Source organism: Citrobacter sp. CFNIH10 (assembly GCF_002934585.1).
Classification (GTDB): domain Bacteria; phylum Pseudomonadota; class Gammaproteobacteria; order Enterobacterales; family Enterobacteriaceae; genus Citrobacter_A; species Citrobacter_A amalonaticus.
This window is the reverse complement of record NZ_CP026216.1, coordinates 4,040,056-4,057,073: the sequence shown is the minus strand read 5'-3', so window position 1 is coordinate 4,057,073 and position 17,018 is coordinate 4,040,056. Positions and strand designations below refer to the sequence as shown.

The following is a 17,018-nucleotide window of genomic DNA, read 5'->3' as shown; positions in this document are numbered from 1 at the left end:
TTTGATTTATATCAACTTACCTCGCGCTGTAAACCCTAATGTTTCAGGCATCGAATCGAGTATCAGAGGTGTCTATGAGTCACTCATCCGCCCCCGAAAGGGCATCTGGAGCTGTAATCACAGAATGGCGGCCGGAAGATCCGGCATTCTGGGCACAGCGAGGTCATCGTATCGCCAGTCGCAACCTGTGGATTTCTGTCCCCTGTCTGCTGCTGGCGTTTTGCGTCTGGATGTTATTCAGTGCTGTTGCGGTGAATCTGCCGAAAGTCGGTTTCACGTTTACCACTGAACAGTTGTTTATGCTGACGGCGTTACCGTCGGTCTCTGGCGCGTTATTACGTGTGCCTTACTCCTTTATGGTACCGGTCTTCGGCGGTCGTCGCTGGACCGCGTTCAGTACCGGGATCCTGATTATCCCGTGCGTCTGGTTAGGGTTCGCGGTGCAGGATACGTCCACACCGTTCAGTACCTTTATCGTGATTTCATTGCTGTGCGGCTTTGCCGGCGCAAACTTTGCCTCCAGTATGGCGAACATCAGCTTCTTCTTTCCAAAGCAGAAGCAGGGCGGTGCGCTTGGGTTGAACGGCGGTCTGGGAAATATGGGCGTCAGCGTGATGCAACTGATTGCGCCGCTGGTGGTCTCGCTGTCGATCTTCGCTGTCTTTGGCAGCCACGGCGTTGAGCAACCGGATGGTTCGCAACTGTATCTGGCGAATGCCGCATGGATCTGGGTGCCGTTCCTCGCCTTCTTCACGCTGGCGGCCTGGTTTGGTATGAACGAACTGGCGACCTCAAAAGCATCGTTGAAGGAGCAATTGCCGGTTCTCAAGCGCGGTCATCTGTGGATCATGAGCCTGCTTTATCTGGCGACGTTCGGCTCGTTCATAGGGTTTTCCGCAGGTTTTGCGATGCTGTCAAAGACCCAGTTTCCGGAGATTCAGATCCTGCATTATGCATTTTTTGGTCCCCTGGTTGGCGCGCTGGCGCGTTCTGCGGGCGGGGCGATCTCTGACCGATTAGGCGGGACTCGTGTCACGCTGGTGAACTTCGTGCTGATGGCGATTTTCAGCGGTCTGCTGTTCCTGACCTTACCAACCAACGGCGCGGGCGGCAGTTTCATCGCCTTCTTCGCGGTCTTCCTTGCCTTGTTTATGACGGCCGGGCTGGGTAGCGGCTCCACCTTCCAGATGATCTCCGTTATCTTCCGTAAGCTGACGATGGATCGCGTGAAGGCGGAAGGCGGCTCTGAAGAGAAAGCGATGCGCGAAGCGGCGACTGATACGGCAGCAGCGTTAGGCTTTATCTCTGCGATTGGCGCGATTGGCGGCTTCTTTATCCCGAAAGCGTTTGGTACCTCGCTGGCCTTAACCGGCTCACCGGTTGACGCGATGAAAGTCTTCCTGATCTTTTATATCGCCTGTGTGATTATCACCTGGTTGGTATACGGACGACATTCGAAAAAATAAAAACAGCAGTCATGTATTCCCCATTGCGCGGCGTTAGACCGCGCTTTTTTTTGCCTCTAATTAGTTACAACATACTATTGGTTTTATTGTCACGTCGTTCTGTCAGTTCGTTGCGAAAAGAGGTCAACCAGAGGGGCATACCCCTTAATACCCACTCGTAAAGAATTTAACATTTACGGAAAATACGATTGAAAAAATAAGCTTTAAAAACAGATGGATATAGTTAAATGTCCAATCCTCCAAAAGGGGTATTTCAAAAATTACCCTCCGTTTTCATCCCTGTATGCCTTGATCGTTATCAATTCTCACGACCTTTCAGAGCGTTACCTTCGCTCTCAATCAAGCAATGTCGATTTATCAGAGAGCCGTCAGGCTCCACAGGAGAGAACCGATGAGTAAATTCCTGGACCGGTTTCGCTACTTCAAGCAGAAGGGTGAAACCTTTGCCAATGGGCACGGCCAGCTTCTCGAAACCAACCGGGACTGGGAGGATGGATATCGCCAGCGTTGGCAGCACGATAAAGTTGTGCGCTCAACCCACGGGGTTAACTGCACCGGCTCATGTAGCTGGAAAATCTACGTTAAAAACGGTCTGGTGACCTGGGAAACCCAGCAAACCGACTACCCACGTACCCGTCCGGACATGCCAAACCACGAGCCTCGAGGCTGTCCGCGTGGTGCGAGTTACTCCTGGTATCTCTACAGTGCTAACCGACTGAAATACCCGCTGATGCGCAAACGTCTGATGAAGATGTGGCGTGAGGCGAAGACACTGCACAGCGATCCGGTTGACGCCTGGGCGTCCATCATCGAAGACGCCGATAAAGCAAAAAGCTTTAAACAAGCGCGTGGTCGCGGTGGTTTCGTCCGTTCTTCCTGGCAGGAAGTGAATGAGCTGATTGCCGCTTCTAACGTCTATACCGTGAAAACGTACGGCCCGGACCGCGTGGCGGGCTTCTCGCCGATCCCGGCGATGTCGATGGTTTCTTATGCGTCCGGTGCGCGTTATCTCTCCCTGATTGGCGGCACCTGCCTGAGCTTCTACGACTGGTACTGTGACCTGCCTCCGGCGTCTCCGCAGACCTGGGGTGAGCAGACCGACGTGCCGGAATCCGCTGACTGGTACAACTCCAGCTACATCATCGCCTGGGGATCTAACGTTCCGCAGACCCGTACGCCGGATGCCCACTTCTTTACCGAAGTCCGTTATAAAGGCACCAAAACCGTTGCGGTAACGCCGGACTACGCTGAAATCGCCAAGCTGTGCGACCTCTGGCTGGCGCCGAAGCAGGGCACCGATGCGGCGATGGCGCTGGCAATGGGTCACGTCATGCTGCGTGAATTCCATCTCGACAATCCGAGCCAGTACTTTACCGACTACGTACGTCGCTACACCGACATGCCGATGCTGGTGATGCTGGAAGCGCGTGACGGTTACTATGCCGCGGGCCGTATGCTGCGCGCTGCTGACCTTGTGGATGCGCTGGGCCAGGAAAATAATCCGCAATGGAAAACCGTTGCCATTAACAACAATGGTGACATGGTTGCGCCGAACGGCTCGATTGGTTTCCGCTGGGGTGAAAAAGGCAAATGGAACCTCGAGCAGCGCGATGGTACGACCGGTGCCGAGACAGAACTGCAATTGAGTCTGCTGGGTAGCCAGGACGAGATCGCCGAGGTGGGCTTCCCGTACTTTGGTGGTGAAGGCACCGAGCACTTCAATAAAGTCGAACTGGAAAACGTGTTGCTGCACAAACTGCCGGCTAAACGTCTGCAACTGGCAGACGGCACAACGGCGCTGGTTACCACCGTCTATGACCTGACGATGGCTAACTACGGTCTGGAACGCGGTCTGAACGATGCCAACTGCGCCACCAGTTATGACGACATCAAAGCGTATACCCCGGCATGGGCAGAACAGATTACCGGCGTGCCGCGTGCACAGATCACACGCATCGCGCGTGAGTTTGCCGACAACGCCGATAAGACGCATGGCCGTTCGATGATCATCGTCGGTGCCGGTCTGAACCACTGGTATCACCTCGATATGAACTATCGTGGTCTGATCAACATGCTGGTGTTCTGTGGCTGTATCGGCCAGAGCGGCGGCGGCTGGGCGCACTATGTCGGCCAGGAAAAACTGCGTCCGCAGACCGGCTGGCAGCCGCTGGCGTTTGCCCTTGACTGGCAGCGTCCGGCACGTCACATGAACAGTACGTCGTACTTCTACAACCACTCCAGCCAGTGGCGCTATGAGACCGTTACCGCGCAGGAACTGCTGTCACCACTGGCGGATAAATCGCGTTACAGCGGTCATCTGATTGATTTCAACGTGCGTGCTGAGCGCATGGGCTGGCTGCCGTCCGCACCGCAGCTTGGTACCAACCCGTTGACTATCGCCGAAGACGCGAAGAAAGCCGGGATGACGCCGGTGGATTACACCGTCAAATCACTGAAAGAAGGTTCGATCCGTTTCGCGGCCGAGCAGCCGGAGAACGGGAAAAACCATCCGCGCAACCTGTTCATCTGGCGCTCCAACCTGCTGGGCTCATCCGGTAAGGGGCATGAATACATGCTGAAATACCTGCTGGGAACTGAACACGGGATCCAGGGGAAAGATCTGGGTCAGCAGGGAGGCGTGAAGCCGGAAGAAGTGGAATGGCAGGACAACGGTCTCGACGGCAAGCTGGACCTGGTCGTGACGCTGGACTTCCGTCTGTCGAGTACCTGTTTGTACTCCGACATCGTGCTGCCAACGGCGACCTGGTATGAAAAAGACGACATGAATACCTCGGATATGCATCCGTTTATTCATCCGCTGTCTGCGGCCGTTGACCCGGCCTGGGAATCGAAAAGCGACTGGGAAATCTACAAGGCTATCGCGAAGAAATTCTCAGAAGTCTGCGTGGGGCATCTCGGGAAAGAGACAGATGTCGTCACGCTGCCGATTCAACACGATTCTGCCGCCGAACTGGCGCAGCCGCTGGACGTGAAGGACTGGAAAAAAGGCGAATGCGATCTGATTCCGGGCGTCACCGCGCCGCACATTATGACCGTTGAACGCGATTACCCGGCGACTTATGAACGGTTCACCTCGATCGGCCCGCTGATGGAGAAAATCGGTAACGGCGGTAAAGGGATCGCCTGGAATACTCAGAGCGAAATGGACCTGCTGCGTAAGCTTAACTACACCAAGGCAGACGGCCCGGCAAAAGGCCAACCAATGCTCAACACCGCCATTGACGCGGCAGAGATGATCCTGACCCTGGCGCCAGAAACGAATGGCCACGTGGCGGTAAAAGCCTGGGCCGCGCTCAGCGAGTTTACCGGACGCGACCATACGCATCTGGCGACCAATAAAGAAGAGGAAAAAATCCGCTTCCGCGATATCCAGGCGCAGCCGCGTAAGATCATCTCCAGCCCGACGTGGTCCGGTCTGGAAGACGAACACGTCTCTTACAACGCCGGTTACACCAACGTACATGAGCTGATTCCGTGGCGTACGCTGACCGGTCGTCAGTCGCTGTATCAGGATCACCAGTGGATGCGTGATTTCGGCGAAAGCCTGCTGGTTTACCGTCCGCCTATCGACACCCGTTCGGTGAAATCAGTGATGGGCGAGAAATCCAACGGTAACCCGGAAAAAGCGCTCAACTTCCTGACGCCACACCAGAAATGGGGCATCCACTCTACCTACAGCGACAACCTGCTGATGCTGACCTTGTCACGCGGCGGCCCGATTGTGTGGATGAGTGAAACCGACGCCAAAGATTTGGGCATTGAAGATAACGACTGGATCGAAGTGTTCAACAGTAACGGTGCCCTGACGGCGCGTGCGGTGGTAAGCCAGCGTGTTCCGGCCGGGATGACCATGATGTATCACGCCCAGGAACGTATCGTGAACCTGCCAGGGTCTGAAATTACCCAGCAGCGCGGCGGGATCCACAACTCAGTGACCCGTATTACGCCAAAACCCACTCACATGATTGGTGGCTATGCGCAACTGGCCTACGGCTTTAACTACTACGGTACCGTCGGTTCAAACCGTGATGAATTTGTTGTGGTACGTAAGATGAAGAACATTAACTGGTTGGATGGCGAAGGCAATGACCAGGTACAGGAGAGCGTAAAATGAAAATTCGTTCACAAGTCGGCATGGTGCTGAATCTCGATAAGTGCATCGGCTGCCACACCTGTTCTGTGACCTGTAAAAATGTCTGGACCAGCCGCGAAGGGATGGAATACGCCTGGTTCAATAACGTGGAAAGCAAGCCTGGCGTTGGTTTCCCGAATGACTGGGAAAACCAGGAGAAATGGAAGGGCGGCTGGATCCGTAAAATCAACGGCAAACTGCAGCCGCGTATGGGGAACCGTGCGATGCTGCTCGGTAAAATTTTCGCCAACCCGCATCTGCCGGGAATTGACGACTATTACGAGCCGTTTGACTACGACTACCAGAACCTGCACAACGCGCCGGAAAGTAAGCACCAGCCGATTGCCCGTCCACGCTCGCTGATTACCGGCAAGCGGATGGACAAAATCACCAGCGGTCCGAACTGGGAAGAAATTCTGGGTGGCGAATTTGAAAAACGCGCCAAAGACCAGAACTTCGAAAACATGCAGAAGGCGATGTACGGTCAGTTTGAAAACACCTTCATGATGTATCTGCCGCGCCTGTGCGAGCACTGCCTCAACCCGGCGTGCGTGGCGACCTGCCCGAGCGGCGCCATCTACAAGCGTGAAGAAGACGGCATCGTGCTGATCGACCAGGATAAGTGCCGCGGCTGGCGGATGTGCATCACCGGCTGTCCGTACAAAAAGATCTACTTCAACTGGAAGAGTGGGAAGTCCGAGAAGTGCATCTTCTGTTATCCGCGTATTGAAGCTGGCCAGCCAACCGTCTGTTCCGAAACCTGCGTGGGCCGTATTCGTTATCTCGGCGTACTGCTGTATGACGCAGATGCGATTGAAAGCGCGGCGAGCACCGAACACGAAAAAGATCTGTATCAGCGCCAACTGGATGTCTTCCTCGATCCGAACGACCCGGTGGTCATCGAACAGGCGCTGAAAGACGGTATTCCATTGAGCGTGATTGATGCCGCACAGCAGTCGCCGGTTTATAAAATGGCGATGGACTGGAAGCTGGCACTGCCGCTGCATCCGGAATATCGCACGCTGCCGATGGTATGGTATGTGCCGCCGCTGTCCCCGATTCAGTCGGCGGCGGATGCGGGTGAGCTTGGCAGCAACGGCATTCTGCCGGACGTCGACAGCCTGCGTATTCCGGTTCAGTACCTTGCTAACTTGCTCACCGCAGGCGATACCCAACCGGTGCTGCTGGCGCTGAAACGGATGCTGGCGATGCGTCACTATAAACGTGCGGAAACCGTTGACGGTAAAGTGGATACCCGCGCGCTGGAAGAGGTGGGCTTAAGCGAAGCACAGGCGCAGGAGATGTACCGCTATCTGGCGATTGCCAACTACGAAGATCGTTTTGTCGTACCGAGTAGCCATCGTGAACTGGCGCGTGATGCGTTCCCGGAGAAAAGCGGTTGTGGCTTTACCTTCGGCGACGGTTGCCACGGTTCTGACACCAAATTCAACCTGTTCAACAGCCGCCGCATTGACGCCATCGATGTGACCAGCAAAACGGAGCCGCACCAATGATTGAACTCGTCATTGTTTCGCGTCTGCTCGAGTACCCGGATGCTGCCCTGTGGCAGCATCAGCAGGAACTGTACGATGCACTCGCGTCATCTGAAAATCTTGATAAAGAGGATGCGCATACGCTCAGCGTTTTCCTGCGCGATTTAACCGCGCAGGAGATGCTGGATGTGCAGGCCAACTACAGCGAACTGTTTGACCGCGGTCGGGCAACCTCGCTATTGCTGTTCGAACATGTCCACGGTGAGTCACGCGACCGCGGTCAGGCGATGGTTGATCTGATGGCGCAGTACGAGCAGCACGGTTTACAGCTCGACAGTCGTGAATTGCCGGATCATCTGCCGCTGTATCTGGAATACCTGGCACAGTTGCCGAAGCGCGAGGCGCTGGGCGGGTTGCAGGACATCGCCCCGATTCTGGCGCTACTGAGTGCGCGTCTGCAACAACGTGAAAGCCGCTATGCGGTGCTGTTCGACCTGCTGCTGAAGCTGGCGAATGCGACGATCGACAGTGACAAAGTTGCCGAAAAAATTGCCGATGAAGTTCGCGACGATACGCCGCAAGCGCTCGATGCGGTCTGGGAAGAAGAGCAGGTGAAATTCTTTGCCGATCAGGGCTGCGGCGAGTCTGAAATCTCCGCTCACCAGCGTCGTTTTGCCGGAGCCGTTGCGCCGCAATATCTGAATATCACCACCGGAGGACAGCAATAATGCACTTCCTGAATATGTTCTTCTTTGACATCTATCCGTATATCGCCGGGTCTGTGTTTCTGATTGGTAGCTGGCTGCGTTATGACTACGGTCAGTATACCTGGCGCGCCGCGTCCAGCCAGATGCTGGATCGCAAGGGGATGAACATGGCCTCAAACCTGTTCCACTTCGGGATTCTGGGGATCTTCGCCGGTCACTTCCTCGGTATGCTGACGCCGCACTGGATGTATGAAGCGTGGCTGCCTATTGAAGTGAAACAGAAGATGGCAATGATTGGCGGCGGCGCGGCGGGCCTGATGTGTCTCGTGGGCGGCGTGTTGTTGCTCAAACGTCGTCTGTTTAGCCCACGCGTGCGGGCGACCACCACCGGCGCTGACATCCTGATCCTCTCGCTGCTGGTGATCCAGTGTGCGCTGGGACTGTCGACCATTCCGTTCTCCGCCCAGCATATGGACGGCAGCGAAATGATGAAACTGGTGGGATGGGCGCAGTCTGTGGTGACGTTCCACGGGGGGGCATCGGCGCATCTGGAGGGGGTGGCGTTTATCTTCCGTCTGCACCTGGTACTGGGGATGACGCTGTTCCTGCTGTTCCCGTTCTCCCGTCTGGTACACATCTGGAGCGCGCCCGTGGAGTATCTGACGCGCAAATACCAGATTGTTCGCGCCCGTCACTGATGGGTGGCTTTATCAGAAACCTCGCATTCGCGGGGTTTTTTTTCGCCCCAGCCGAGGTTATTTCCTGCCGCCGCAAACAGAATTAACGCGCCGCCTGTCAGTTGTGTGGCGTTAAGTGAATGACCAAACACCACGTTATCGACGACGATCGCCACCACCGGATAAATAAACGACAGCGAACCGGTAACAGGGGTGGGCAATTTCTGAATGGCGCTGTACAGCAACTGGTACATGATGCCGGTATGAACAATCCCCAGCGTCAGTAAGATACCCCACGGGTATGCGTGGATGAGCGCCGGGAACTGGGCCAGCGGCAAGAGCATGACCACTCCCGTCAGCACCTGAATAAAGGCAATATGCTGTGGCGCGATGCTTCTCAGTCTGCGGGTAATGATTGCCGTCAGGGCGTAAAAGAACGCTGCACCAAGTGCGAGGGCCACACCGGTTAACCAGGCTGTAGGATGGCCTCCGGTCAGTTCACCCGATAATAAAATGACCACGCCACCAAAGGCGAGGAACAGCCAGCCCCATTTCACTGCACTGACTCGCTCGCCCATCAGCATTCCCATCATCACCAGCATAAAGGGCTGGGTGTTGTACACCACGGTCGACAGACCGATTGAGATGCGCTCGTAGGCGGCAAACAGCAGCAACCAGTTTACGACCAGCGCGATGCCGCCCAGGATTGCCAGCCCCAACGTGACGCTGGTCAGCGGGCTAAACGGTTGTTTGCTGAGACGGATAAAGAGAAATAGCGCGATAGCCCCAATCAGGCAGCGCCAGAACACCACGTCAGTAACCGGCAGGCCGGAAAGTAACACAAACGCGCCGATTGAACCGGAAATCACCATTGCCAGGCTCATTTGCCAGACGCCTTGCTGAAGATCACGCATCACACACCTCCTGATTGAAGGCTCTATTTTCGAAAATGGCTGTTCGCTTTTACAGCGTTGATATAAGGTGAAATGCGTGAATAACTTTTTATTATCAGGAAAAATTGATGAATGACCTTATTGATGAAATCGACCGACGGATAGTAGCGTGTCTGGTAGAAGATGCGCGGATGTCATTAAAGGTATTGAGTGGTCGGGTAGGATTGACTTCACCGAGTACCGCTGAGCGTGTGAAACGCCTGGAAGAGCGCGGCGTCATTCAGGGATATGGCGCGCAGGTAAACCTGACTGCGCTGGGATATACCTTGCAGGCGCTGGTACGGGTTCGGCCTTTACCGGGCCTGCTTCATAAAGTGGATAAATATATTCAGGCGATGCCCGAATGTATTGAAAGCGACAAAGTGACCGGCGAGGATTGTTTCGTTATCCGGCTGGTGGTGCGCACCATCGATCAACTCGATACCTTGCTTGATGGACTTTCCGAGCATGCGCAGTGTAATACATCGATCGTGAAAAGCTCGCCGGTGAAGCGCAGATTGCCACCGATGTAGCGTTTTGCTGGGTGCCGTTCGAATCGAAATTTCCCCGCATGGGCAGAATACAGGGCAACGTCGATTGATTTGGCAAAGGGATAACAGGGAAGTGATGGTGGTGGGGGAAGGATTACTCGGCGCGTTGCGCCTCGCCCTTCGGGTCGTTGCCTGCGGCAACGCTTTCTCGCTACGCTCGAATCGAACCTTAATCGAAGCTTCTCATCCTTCCCCGCATGGGCAGAATATAGGGAAACATCAATTGATTTGGCAAAGGGATAACAGGGAAGTGATGGTGGTGGGGGAAGGATTCGAACCTTCGAAGTCGATGACGGCAGATTTACAGTCTGCTCCCTTTGGCCGCTCGGGAACCCCACCAGGGGTAAATATATTGTCAGAACTTACAGCGTGAATGGTGGTGGGGGAAGGATTCGAACCTTCGAAGTCGATGACGGCAGATTTACAGTCTGCTCCCTTTGGCCGCTCGGGAACCCCACCACGGGGTAATGCGTTTTACTGGCCTGCTTCCATTTCGGGAAGCGGGGCGCATCATATCAAATGATGCGCCCCTGTAAAGCATTCCGGCGAGAAAAATAAACTGGTTGCCTGATTTTTACCCGTAAAGGCGTAAAAGCTAACCAATTCATTTCTCAGTCGATTAAAGAATAATCGTCCGGTTGCCGTACACAAACACGCGCTGGGCAAGTACCTGATACAACGCGCGGCTCAGAACGTTCTTTTCGACGTCGCGCCCGGCGCGCATCATGTCTTCGGCCGAGTAGGTGTGATCCACATGGATGACGTCCTGCATGATGATCGGACCTTCGTCCAGATTGTCATTCACGTAGTGCGCCGTCGCGCCGATGATCTTCACCCCGCGCTCATAAGCCTGGTGGTAAGGGCGTGCGCCGATGAACGCCGGCAGGAACGAGTGGTGAATATTAATAATCTGGTTCGGGAAGCGCGCCACAAACTCCGGTGTCAGCACGCGCATATATTTCGCCAGCACCACGTAATCCGGTTGGTGCGCGTCAATCGCGTCCGCCATCTTCTGATCGTGCTCTTCACGGGTTAATCCTTCGTGACTGACCAGCTCGAAAGGAATTTCAAAACGCTCGACCAGCGAACGCAGCGTTTCGTGATTACCAATCACGGCGGCGATATCCACATCCAGACCGCCATAGTTGGCTTTCATTAACAGATCGCCCAGACAATGCGCTTCTTTGGTGACCAGAATCACCACGCGACGGCGCCCGGCAGGATTCAACTCGCGAATGGAGCCTTCCGGTAAGGCGCTATCCAGATCGGCCAGCAGCGTGGCGTCGTTAAAAATGCCTTCCAGTTCGGTGCGCATGAAAAAACGACCGGTGCGGTGGTCTACAAACTCATTGTTCTGCACGATATTCAGTTCATGTTTGTAGCAAATATTCGTAATACGCGCGATAAGCCCCTTCTGGTCAGGGCAGATGGTACGAAGCACTTTTCGTTGTAAAGAATGCATTGCAGCGGTAATCCTGTTGATGATGTTTGCTGAGTGAATACTGTCGGGCAATTGACTAGCCGCAGCATTTTTTAAATTTTTTACCTGAGCCACAAGGGCAGGGGTCGTTGCGTCCAAATTGCGGGCGTGTACCATCGATATAGTACCACTGACCGTTTTCTTTTAAAAAACGAGAACGTTCAATGATCGCCCCTGGTTTTTCGTGTTCGCGAAAACGGGCGACAAAACTGACGTAACCGGTGTTGTCCGCCTCAGACACGGTGTGTTCGAAAACGGTCAGCCCCAGCCATTCAGTTGTGGCAAATCCGGCACTGATCTCATCCCGGAAACGGGCCGCGTGACAGACCGAATGCCAGGTCCTGATCAAATAATCTGCGTCTTTCATCACAAAAGCGCAGTAGCGCGAACGCATGAGGTGCAATGGATCGGGTGCGACTTGCTCGCCAGACAGATATCGGTGGCAACATAGGCTATACTCGACTGCGCTACCACAGGGACAAAGCTGAGACACAAAAAACTCCCTGATAAAAAAACGGCGTATAAAAAAGCCTGGGTAGCACTATGTTAACTGAGCGTTGGAGATGTTGCTACGCCCGTAAGCCAGGGGAAGTTTGTTGGTCAAATGAGAAAAATGAAAATAGGTCTGGCGCTGGGCTCAGGTGCTGCGCGAGGCTGGTCCCATATTGGTGTCATCAAAGCCCTCAAACACATGGGCATTGATGTTGATATCGTCGCTGGGTGCTCCATCGGTTCGCTGGTTGGTGCCGCCTACGCCTGTAACAAATTGCCCGCGCTTGAAGAGTGGGTCTGTTCATTCAGCTATTGGGATGTCCTGCGTCTGATGGATCTCTCCTGGCGTCGGGGCGGACTGTTGCGCGGCGAGCGCGTCTTTAATCAATATCGCAACGTCATGCCCGTGGCTGAAATTGAACAGTGCAGCCGTCGGTTTGCGACGGTGGCGACCAATCTCAGCACGGGGCGTGAATTATGGTTTACGGAGGGCGATCTCCATCTTGCCGTTCGCGCATCCTGTAGTATTCCCGGCCTGATGTCGCCCGTCGCTCACAATGGCTACTGGCTGGTGGACGGCGGCGTCGTTAATCCGGTTCCCATCTCACTGACCCGCGCGCTGGGCGCGGATATTGTGATTGCCGTCGATCTGCAACACGACGCGCATTTGATGCAACAGGATCTGTTGTCATTGAATGTCAGCGATGACAGCCCGGAGGGAGATAATGACGGACTTTCCTGGCATGCGCGCCTGAAAGAACGGCTGGGCAATATTACCGCCCGCCGTGTGGTGACAGCGCCAACCGCGATGGAAATCATGACCACCTCGATTCAGGTGCTGGAAAATCGTCTCAAGCGTAATCGCATGGCGGGCGACCCGCCGGATATCTTAATTCAACCGTTCTGTCCACAAATCTCCACCCTGGATTTTCATCGCGCCAGCTCTGCCATAGAAGCAGGGCGATTAGCGGTAGAGAAAAAGATGGACGAGCTTTTACCTCTGGTGCGTGCCGGCGTTTGACGCACCATTTTTAACTACACTTAAGCATATTCTGACAGGCGTGTGTGGCAATAGCATGCCACTATTGAGTAAAGCCAGTCAGGGGAGAGAACATGACGCAGCCATTGGTCGGAAAACAGATTCTAATCGTTGAGGACGAGCCGGTTTTCCGCTCGCTTCTGGATTCGTGGTTTTCCTCTTTGGGAGCGACAACAGCTCTGGCGGCCGATGGCATAGAAGCACTGGACCGTTTAGCTGATTTCACACCCGATCTCATGATTTGCGATCTTGCAATGCCAAGAATGAACGGCCTCAGTCTGGTGGAGCATTTGCGTAATCGCGGTGACCAGACGCCGATTCTGGTGATCTCGGCGACAGAAAATATGGCGGATATTGCCAAAGCTTTACGTCTTGGCGTAGATGACGTCCTGCTGAAGCCGGTGAAAGACCTGACCCGACTGCGGGAAACGGTGTTTGCCTGCCTGTATCCGAATATGTTTAATTCCCGGGTTGAAGAAGAAGAGCGCCTGTTTCGCGACTGGGATGCGATGGTGGATAATCCTGCCGCCGCGGCAAAATTACTTCAGGAACTTCAACCTCCGGTGCAGCAGATTATTTCGCATTGCCGGGTCAATTACCGACAACTGGTTTCGGCGGATAAGCCTGGACTGGTGCTGGATATCGCGCCACTTTCGGATAACGATCTCGCATTTTATTGTCTGGACGTTACCCGGGCTGGCGACAACGGTGTGCTGGCGGCGTTACTCCTGCGGGCGTTATTTAATGGTCTGTTACAGGATCAACTTGCACATCAGAATCAGCGTCTGCCGGAACTGGGAGCATTATTGAAACAGGTCAACCATCTGCTTCGCCAGGCCAATTTACCCGGACAGTTTCCGCTATTAGTTGGCTATTATCACAGTGAGCTTAAAAATCTGATTCTGGTTTCTGCCGGACTCAATGCGACATTAAATACCGGATTGCATAATGTGCAGATCAGTAACGGCGTTCCACTGGGAACGTTGGGTAATACTTACCTTAACCAAATTAGCCAACGCTGCGACGCCTGGCAGTGTCAAATTTGGGGGGCAGGAGGTCGGCTACGTCTTATGTTGTCTGCGGAATGAACAATCGAGAGGGCGGATGCAAATTGCCGTATCTGCCTTTCTCTGCGGGTGTTACTATCTGCGCCAGTCTTATACGTATTTATCTTAATTATACGAACACGCATCCTTTTCGGACCTGAGGCTTGTGTCAGTCCTGATATACTCGATGCGATACAGATTGATGAACACGTTCAATACATGAACAGTCCAGGAGAATTTAAATGGCTGCCATTAACACGAAAGTCAAAAAAGCCGTTATCCCGGTAGCGGGATTAGGAACCAGGATGTTACCGGCGACGAAAGCGATCCCGAAAGAGATGTTGCCGCTGGTTGATAAGCCATTAATTCAGTATGTCGTAAACGAGTGTATTGCTGCGGGCATCACTGAAATTGTACTGGTGACGCACTCCTCGAAAAATTCGATCGAAAACCACTTCGATACCAGTTTCGAACTGGAAGCGATGCTGGAAAAACGCGTTAAGCGCCAGCTACTCGAAGAAGTTCAGTCTATTTGTCCGCCACACGTCACGATAATGCAGGTTCGTCAGGGGCTGGCAAAAGGCCTGGGCCATGCGGTATTGTGCGCCCATCCCGTGGTTGGTAATGAACCTGTCGCGGTTATTTTGCCTGACGTTATTCTTGATGAGTTTGAGTCCGATTTATCCCAGGATAATCTGGCTGAAATGATCCGTCGATTTGATGAAACCGGAAATAGCCAGATTATGGTTGAACCGGTCGCGGATGTGACCGCATACGGTGTGGTTGACTGTAAAGGCGTACCGCTGGCACCAGGTGAGAGCGTGCCAATGGTGGGCGTTGTGGAGAAACCGAAAGCCGATGTCGCCCCGTCAAACCTGGCGATTGTTGGCCGCTACGTGTTGAGCGCGGACATCTGGCCTCTGCTGGCGAAAACCCCTCCAGGCGCGGGTGACGAAATTCAGTTGACTGACGCGATTGACATGCTGATCGAAAAAGAGACTGTTGAAGCCTACCATATGAAAGGAAAGAGCCACGACTGCGGCAATAAATTAGGTTATATGCAGGCGTTTGTGGAATATGGCATTCGACATAATTCGCTTGGTAGCGAATTTAAGGCCTGGCTCGAAGAAGAGATGGGTATTAAAAAGTAACCAGACGTTATAATTAACGAACTGAGACGGCGCTGACATCCAGCGCCGTTTTTTTATACCAACGCTTGATGAGAAATCGTCAGATTGCAGGCATAAAAAATCCCGCAGAGCGCGGGATTTTAAGCAAGGAGATTACAGATTATTCCTTAATCAGGAAATCGTCCAGTTGTTTACCTTGCTCTTCCATTGCTTTCTTGATCACTGCCGGAGTACGACCCTGACCAGTCCAGGTTTTAGTTTCACCGTTTTCGTCAACGTAGCTATATTTAGCCGGACGCGCTGCACGTTTAGCTTTGGTACCGGATTTAACCGCCGCCATGCTATTCAGCAGTTCATTCGGATCAATACCGTCAGCAATCAGCATTTCACGATATTGTTGCAGTTTACGAGTGCGCTCTTCAACTTCAGCGGCTGCCGCGCTTTCTTCTTCACGACGTTCGTTAACAACAACTTCTAATTTTTCCAGCATTTCTTCCAGCGTCTCAAGGGTACATTCTCTTGCCTGCGCACGAAGAGTACGGATGTTGTTCAGAATTTTAAGTGCTTCGCTCATTGTAGTAATCTCAAACTTATATTGGGGGTGGTTTGTTGAGCTAATAATAGAGCGTTAAATTCAGATGTGCAATAGCCAGGAATGTAAGGAATTCAAAATTGCCCTTTATTTTTTGCCTGCAATAAATATCCGAACTTAAATTTTTCTTGAAGGAACGCACAAAAAAAGGCTTATTGGCTGAGCGGTTACTCCTTTTTTCAGGCGAGAACATCCGGATTCAGGTCACATTTTCACATGATGAAATAGACATTCATTGTAGTGATTTCAACCTTTTGTATTAGTTTTGTTGATGGGCACAGTCTATTACTTCGCAACAGTTATGTAGAACAGTAACAATAAGTTCAGGGTTTCCATTAGGTCAGTGTTGATAAGCAGCGTTGATGAATATCAAACGCACATTACGACAAGAATGGGAGCCACCGCGCATTGTTTGTTCAATTGTTAATTCGTATTTTCCGTACATTCGGCCCTACAGATTTTTCTCGCGCCGGGAGGGGGAGGCGGAAGATATAGCCAACGAGAACAGAACCTGGCACCGATAACGATTGAAATTATGCTACACTGCGCCCCGTCTTTATTTCACTTTGGTGAGGGTCTGTGGCCGATGGCACAGCTATATTTCTACTATTCAGCAATGAATGCAGGTAAGTCGACAGCCTTACTGCAATCTTCATACAATTACCAGGAACGCGGGATGCGTACTGTCGTATATACCGCGGAAATAGACGATCGTTATGGTGCGGGGAAAGTGAGTTCGCGTATCGGGTTGTCTTCTCCCGCCAAATTGTTTAACCAGAATTCATCGTTGTATGAAGAGATTGCAGCCGATAATGCGCGTCAACCTATTCATTGCGTGCTGGTGGATGAATGTCAGTTTTTAACCCGGCAGCAGGTTTATGAATTATCGGAAGTTGTTGATCAACTGGATATTCCGGTGTTGTGCTACGGATTACGCACTGATTTTCGCGGTGAACTATTTGTGGGTAGCCAATACCTGTTGGCGTGGTCAGATAAGCTGGTGGAATTAAAAACGATCTGCTTCTGCGGGCGTAAAGCAAGTATGGTGTTGCGTCTTGATCAGGCGGGCAGACCCTACAATGAAGGCGAGCAGGTAGTTATTGGCGGCAACGAGCGGTATGTCTCGGTCTGTCGTAAGCATTATAAGGAAGCGCTGGAGGAGGGCTCTCTGACGGCGATACAGGAACGCCATAGCCACGACTAATTTTACCTACTGATAAACGCTTAGCGACGTGCTGAACCGTTTACAGACCCGACCGT

14 protein-coding genes, 2 tRNA genes and 1 other RNA gene are annotated in these 17,018 nt (G+C 53.1%); 10 read left to right on the top strand and 7 right to left on the bottom strand.

Going from position 1 to position 17,018, the window contains the following annotated elements:
* Nucleotides 1-74: 74 nt before the first annotated feature.
* The 5 genes from C2U53_RS23405 to narI all read left to right on the top strand — a co-directional run bounded on the left by C2U53_RS23405 (nucleotide 75) and on the right by narI (nucleotide 8,517).
* The gene (locus tag C2U53_RS23405) at nucleotides 75-1,466 is read left to right on the top strand and encodes a NarK family nitrate/nitrite MFS transporter (RefSeq protein ID WP_099433066.1); all 1,392 of its coding nucleotides are present in this window, start codon (nucleotides 75-77) and stop codon (nucleotides 1,464-1,466) included.
* 391 nt (nucleotides 1,467-1,857) lie between these two features.
* Nucleotides 1,858-5,601, top strand: coding sequence for a nitrate reductase subunit alpha (locus C2U53_RS23400; RefSeq protein ID WP_104446508.1), 3,744 nt, complete (start codon nucleotides 1,858-1,860; stop codon nucleotides 5,599-5,601).
* Entirely contained in the window at nucleotides 5,598-7,133 is a 1,536-nt protein-coding gene (gene narH / locus C2U53_RS23395) for a nitrate reductase subunit beta (protein ID WP_044257698.1), read from the top strand. Before C2U53_RS23400 ends, narH begins: the two co-directional genes overlap by 4 nt.
* A complete protein-coding gene (gene narJ / locus C2U53_RS23390; RefSeq protein ID WP_044257699.1) occupies nucleotides 7,130-7,840 on the top strand; it encodes a nitrate reductase molybdenum cofactor assembly chaperone in 711 nt (236 codons plus the stop codon). The genes narH and narJ overlap by 4 nt, the downstream gene beginning before the upstream one ends.
* Nucleotides 7,840-8,517, top strand: a complete 678-nt coding sequence (gene narI / locus C2U53_RS23385) for a respiratory nitrate reductase subunit gamma (protein ID WP_044257700.1) — start codon at nucleotides 7,840-7,842, stop codon at nucleotides 8,515-8,517. The genes narJ and narI overlap by 1 nt, the downstream gene beginning before the upstream one ends.
* Here narI and C2U53_RS23380 read toward each other — a convergent pair.
* Nucleotides 8,511-9,410 carry a DMT family transporter gene (locus C2U53_RS23380; RefSeq protein ID WP_104446507.1) on the bottom strand — a complete coding sequence of 300 codons (900 nt, stop codon included), beginning with the start codon at nucleotides 9,408-9,410 and terminating at the stop codon, nucleotides 8,511-8,513. The two genes, narI and C2U53_RS23380, sit on opposite strands and share 7 nt — an antisense overlap.
* Before the next feature lie 107 nt (nucleotides 9,411-9,517).
* Between C2U53_RS23380 and C2U53_RS23375 the strand changes: the two genes are divergently transcribed.
* Nucleotides 9,518-9,961 carry an Lrp/AsnC family transcriptional regulator gene (locus C2U53_RS23375; RefSeq protein WP_044257703.1) on the top strand — a complete coding sequence of 148 codons (444 nt, stop codon included), beginning with the start codon at nucleotides 9,518-9,520 and terminating at the stop codon, nucleotides 9,959-9,961.
* A 95-nt stretch (nucleotides 9,962-10,056) separates the two neighbouring features.
* Here C2U53_RS23375 and C2U53_RS23370 read toward each other — a convergent pair.
* The 5 genes from C2U53_RS23370 to C2U53_RS23350 all read right to left on the bottom strand — a co-directional run bounded on the left by C2U53_RS23370 (nucleotide 10,057) and on the right by C2U53_RS23350 (nucleotide 11,952).
* Nucleotides 10,057-10,187: non-coding RNA, RtT sRNA (locus C2U53_RS23370), on the bottom strand.
* Between the two features lie 46 nt (nucleotides 10,188-10,233).
* Nucleotides 10,234-10,318, bottom strand: a tRNA-Tyr gene (locus C2U53_RS23365).
* 35 nt (nucleotides 10,319-10,353) lie between these two features.
* Nucleotides 10,354-10,438: transfer RNA gene (locus tag C2U53_RS23360), tRNA-Tyr, on the bottom strand.
* A gap of 160 nt (nucleotides 10,439-10,598) precedes the next feature.
* Nucleotides 10,599-11,441: a formyltetrahydrofolate deformylase gene (gene purU / locus C2U53_RS23355; RefSeq protein WP_104446506.1), complete on the bottom strand. Its 843-nt coding sequence runs from the start codon at nucleotides 11,439-11,441 to the stop codon at nucleotides 10,599-10,601.
* Between the two features lie 55 nt (nucleotides 11,442-11,496).
* Nucleotides 11,497-11,952 carry a YchJ family protein gene (locus tag C2U53_RS23350; RefSeq protein WP_090050382.1) on the bottom strand — a complete coding sequence of 152 codons (456 nt, stop codon included), beginning with the start codon at nucleotides 11,950-11,952 and terminating at the stop codon, nucleotides 11,497-11,499.
* A 111-nt stretch (nucleotides 11,953-12,063) separates the two neighbouring features.
* On the opposite strand from C2U53_RS23350, the gene rssA reads away from it, so the two are divergent.
* The 3 genes from rssA to galU all read left to right on the top strand — a co-directional run bounded on the left by rssA (nucleotide 12,064) and on the right by galU (nucleotide 15,187).
* Nucleotides 12,064-12,972 carry a patatin-like phospholipase RssA gene (rssA, locus tag C2U53_RS23345; RefSeq protein WP_043000501.1) on the top strand — a complete coding sequence of 303 codons (909 nt, stop codon included), beginning with the start codon at nucleotides 12,064-12,066 and terminating at the stop codon, nucleotides 12,970-12,972.
* A gap of 92 nt (nucleotides 12,973-13,064) precedes the next feature.
* The gene (gene rssB / locus C2U53_RS23340) at nucleotides 13,065-14,078 is read left to right on the top strand and encodes a two-component system response regulator RssB (protein ID WP_043000502.1); all 1,014 of its coding nucleotides are present in this window, start codon (nucleotides 13,065-13,067) and stop codon (nucleotides 14,076-14,078) included.
* A 200-nt stretch (nucleotides 14,079-14,278) separates the two neighbouring features.
* On the top strand, nucleotides 14,279-15,187 hold the full coding sequence (gene galU / locus C2U53_RS23335) for a UTP--glucose-1-phosphate uridylyltransferase GalU (protein WP_043000503.1): 909 nt from the start codon (nucleotides 14,279-14,281) through the stop codon (nucleotides 15,185-15,187).
* Nucleotides 15,188-15,326: 139 nt separating this feature from the next.
* Here the strand turns inward: galU and hns are convergent, their stop codons facing one another.
* The gene (gene hns / locus C2U53_RS23330) at nucleotides 15,327-15,740 is read right to left on the bottom strand and encodes a histone-like nucleoid-structuring protein H-NS (protein ID WP_042318627.1); all 414 of its coding nucleotides are present in this window, start codon (nucleotides 15,738-15,740) and stop codon (nucleotides 15,327-15,329) included.
* A 604-nt stretch (nucleotides 15,741-16,344) separates the two neighbouring features.
* Here hns and tdk point away from each other — a divergent pair.
* Nucleotides 16,345-16,962, top strand: a complete 618-nt coding sequence (tdk, locus tag C2U53_RS23325) for a thymidine kinase (RefSeq protein WP_044257707.1) — start codon at nucleotides 16,345-16,347, stop codon at nucleotides 16,960-16,962.
* Nucleotides 16,963-17,018 lie beyond the last annotated feature (56 nt).

Coding starts and splice junctions, on each gene's coding strand:
- C2U53_RS23405 (WP_099433066.1), top strand. CDS start 75: ATGAGTCACTCATCCGCCCCCGAAAGGGCATCTGGAGCTGTAATCACA.
- C2U53_RS23400 (WP_104446508.1), top strand. CDS start 1,858: ATGAGTAAATTCCTGGACCGGTTTCGCTACTTCAAGCAGAAGGGTGAA.
- narH (WP_044257698.1), top strand. CDS start 5,598: ATGAAAATTCGTTCACAAGTCGGCATGGTGCTGAATCTCGATAAGTGC.
- narJ (WP_044257699.1), top strand. CDS start 7,130: ATGATTGAACTCGTCATTGTTTCGCGTCTGCTCGAGTACCCGGATGCT.
- narI (WP_044257700.1), top strand. CDS start 7,840: ATGCACTTCCTGAATATGTTCTTCTTTGACATCTATCCGTATATCGCC.
- C2U53_RS23380 (WP_104446507.1), bottom strand. CDS start 9,410: ATGCGTGATCTTCAGCAAGGCGTCTGGCAAATGAGCCTGGCAATGGTG.
- C2U53_RS23375 (WP_044257703.1), top strand. CDS start 9,518: ATGAATGACCTTATTGATGAAATCGACCGACGGATAGTAGCGTGTCTG.
- purU (WP_104446506.1), bottom strand. CDS start 11,441: ATGCATTCTTTACAACGAAAAGTGCTTCGTACCATCTGCCCTGACCAG.
- rssA (WP_043000501.1), top strand. CDS start 12,064: ATGAGAAAAATGAAAATAGGTCTGGCGCTGGGCTCAGGTGCTGCGCGA.
- rssB (WP_043000502.1), top strand. CDS start 13,065: ATGACGCAGCCATTGGTCGGAAAACAGATTCTAATCGTTGAGGACGAG.
- galU (WP_043000503.1), top strand. CDS start 14,279: ATGGCTGCCATTAACACGAAAGTCAAAAAAGCCGTTATCCCGGTAGCG.
- hns (WP_042318627.1), bottom strand. CDS start 15,740: ATGAGCGAAGCACTTAAAATTCTGAACAACATCCGTACTCTTCGTGCG.
- tdk (WP_044257707.1), top strand. CDS start 16,345: ATGGCACAGCTATATTTCTACTATTCAGCAATGAATGCAGGTAAGTCG.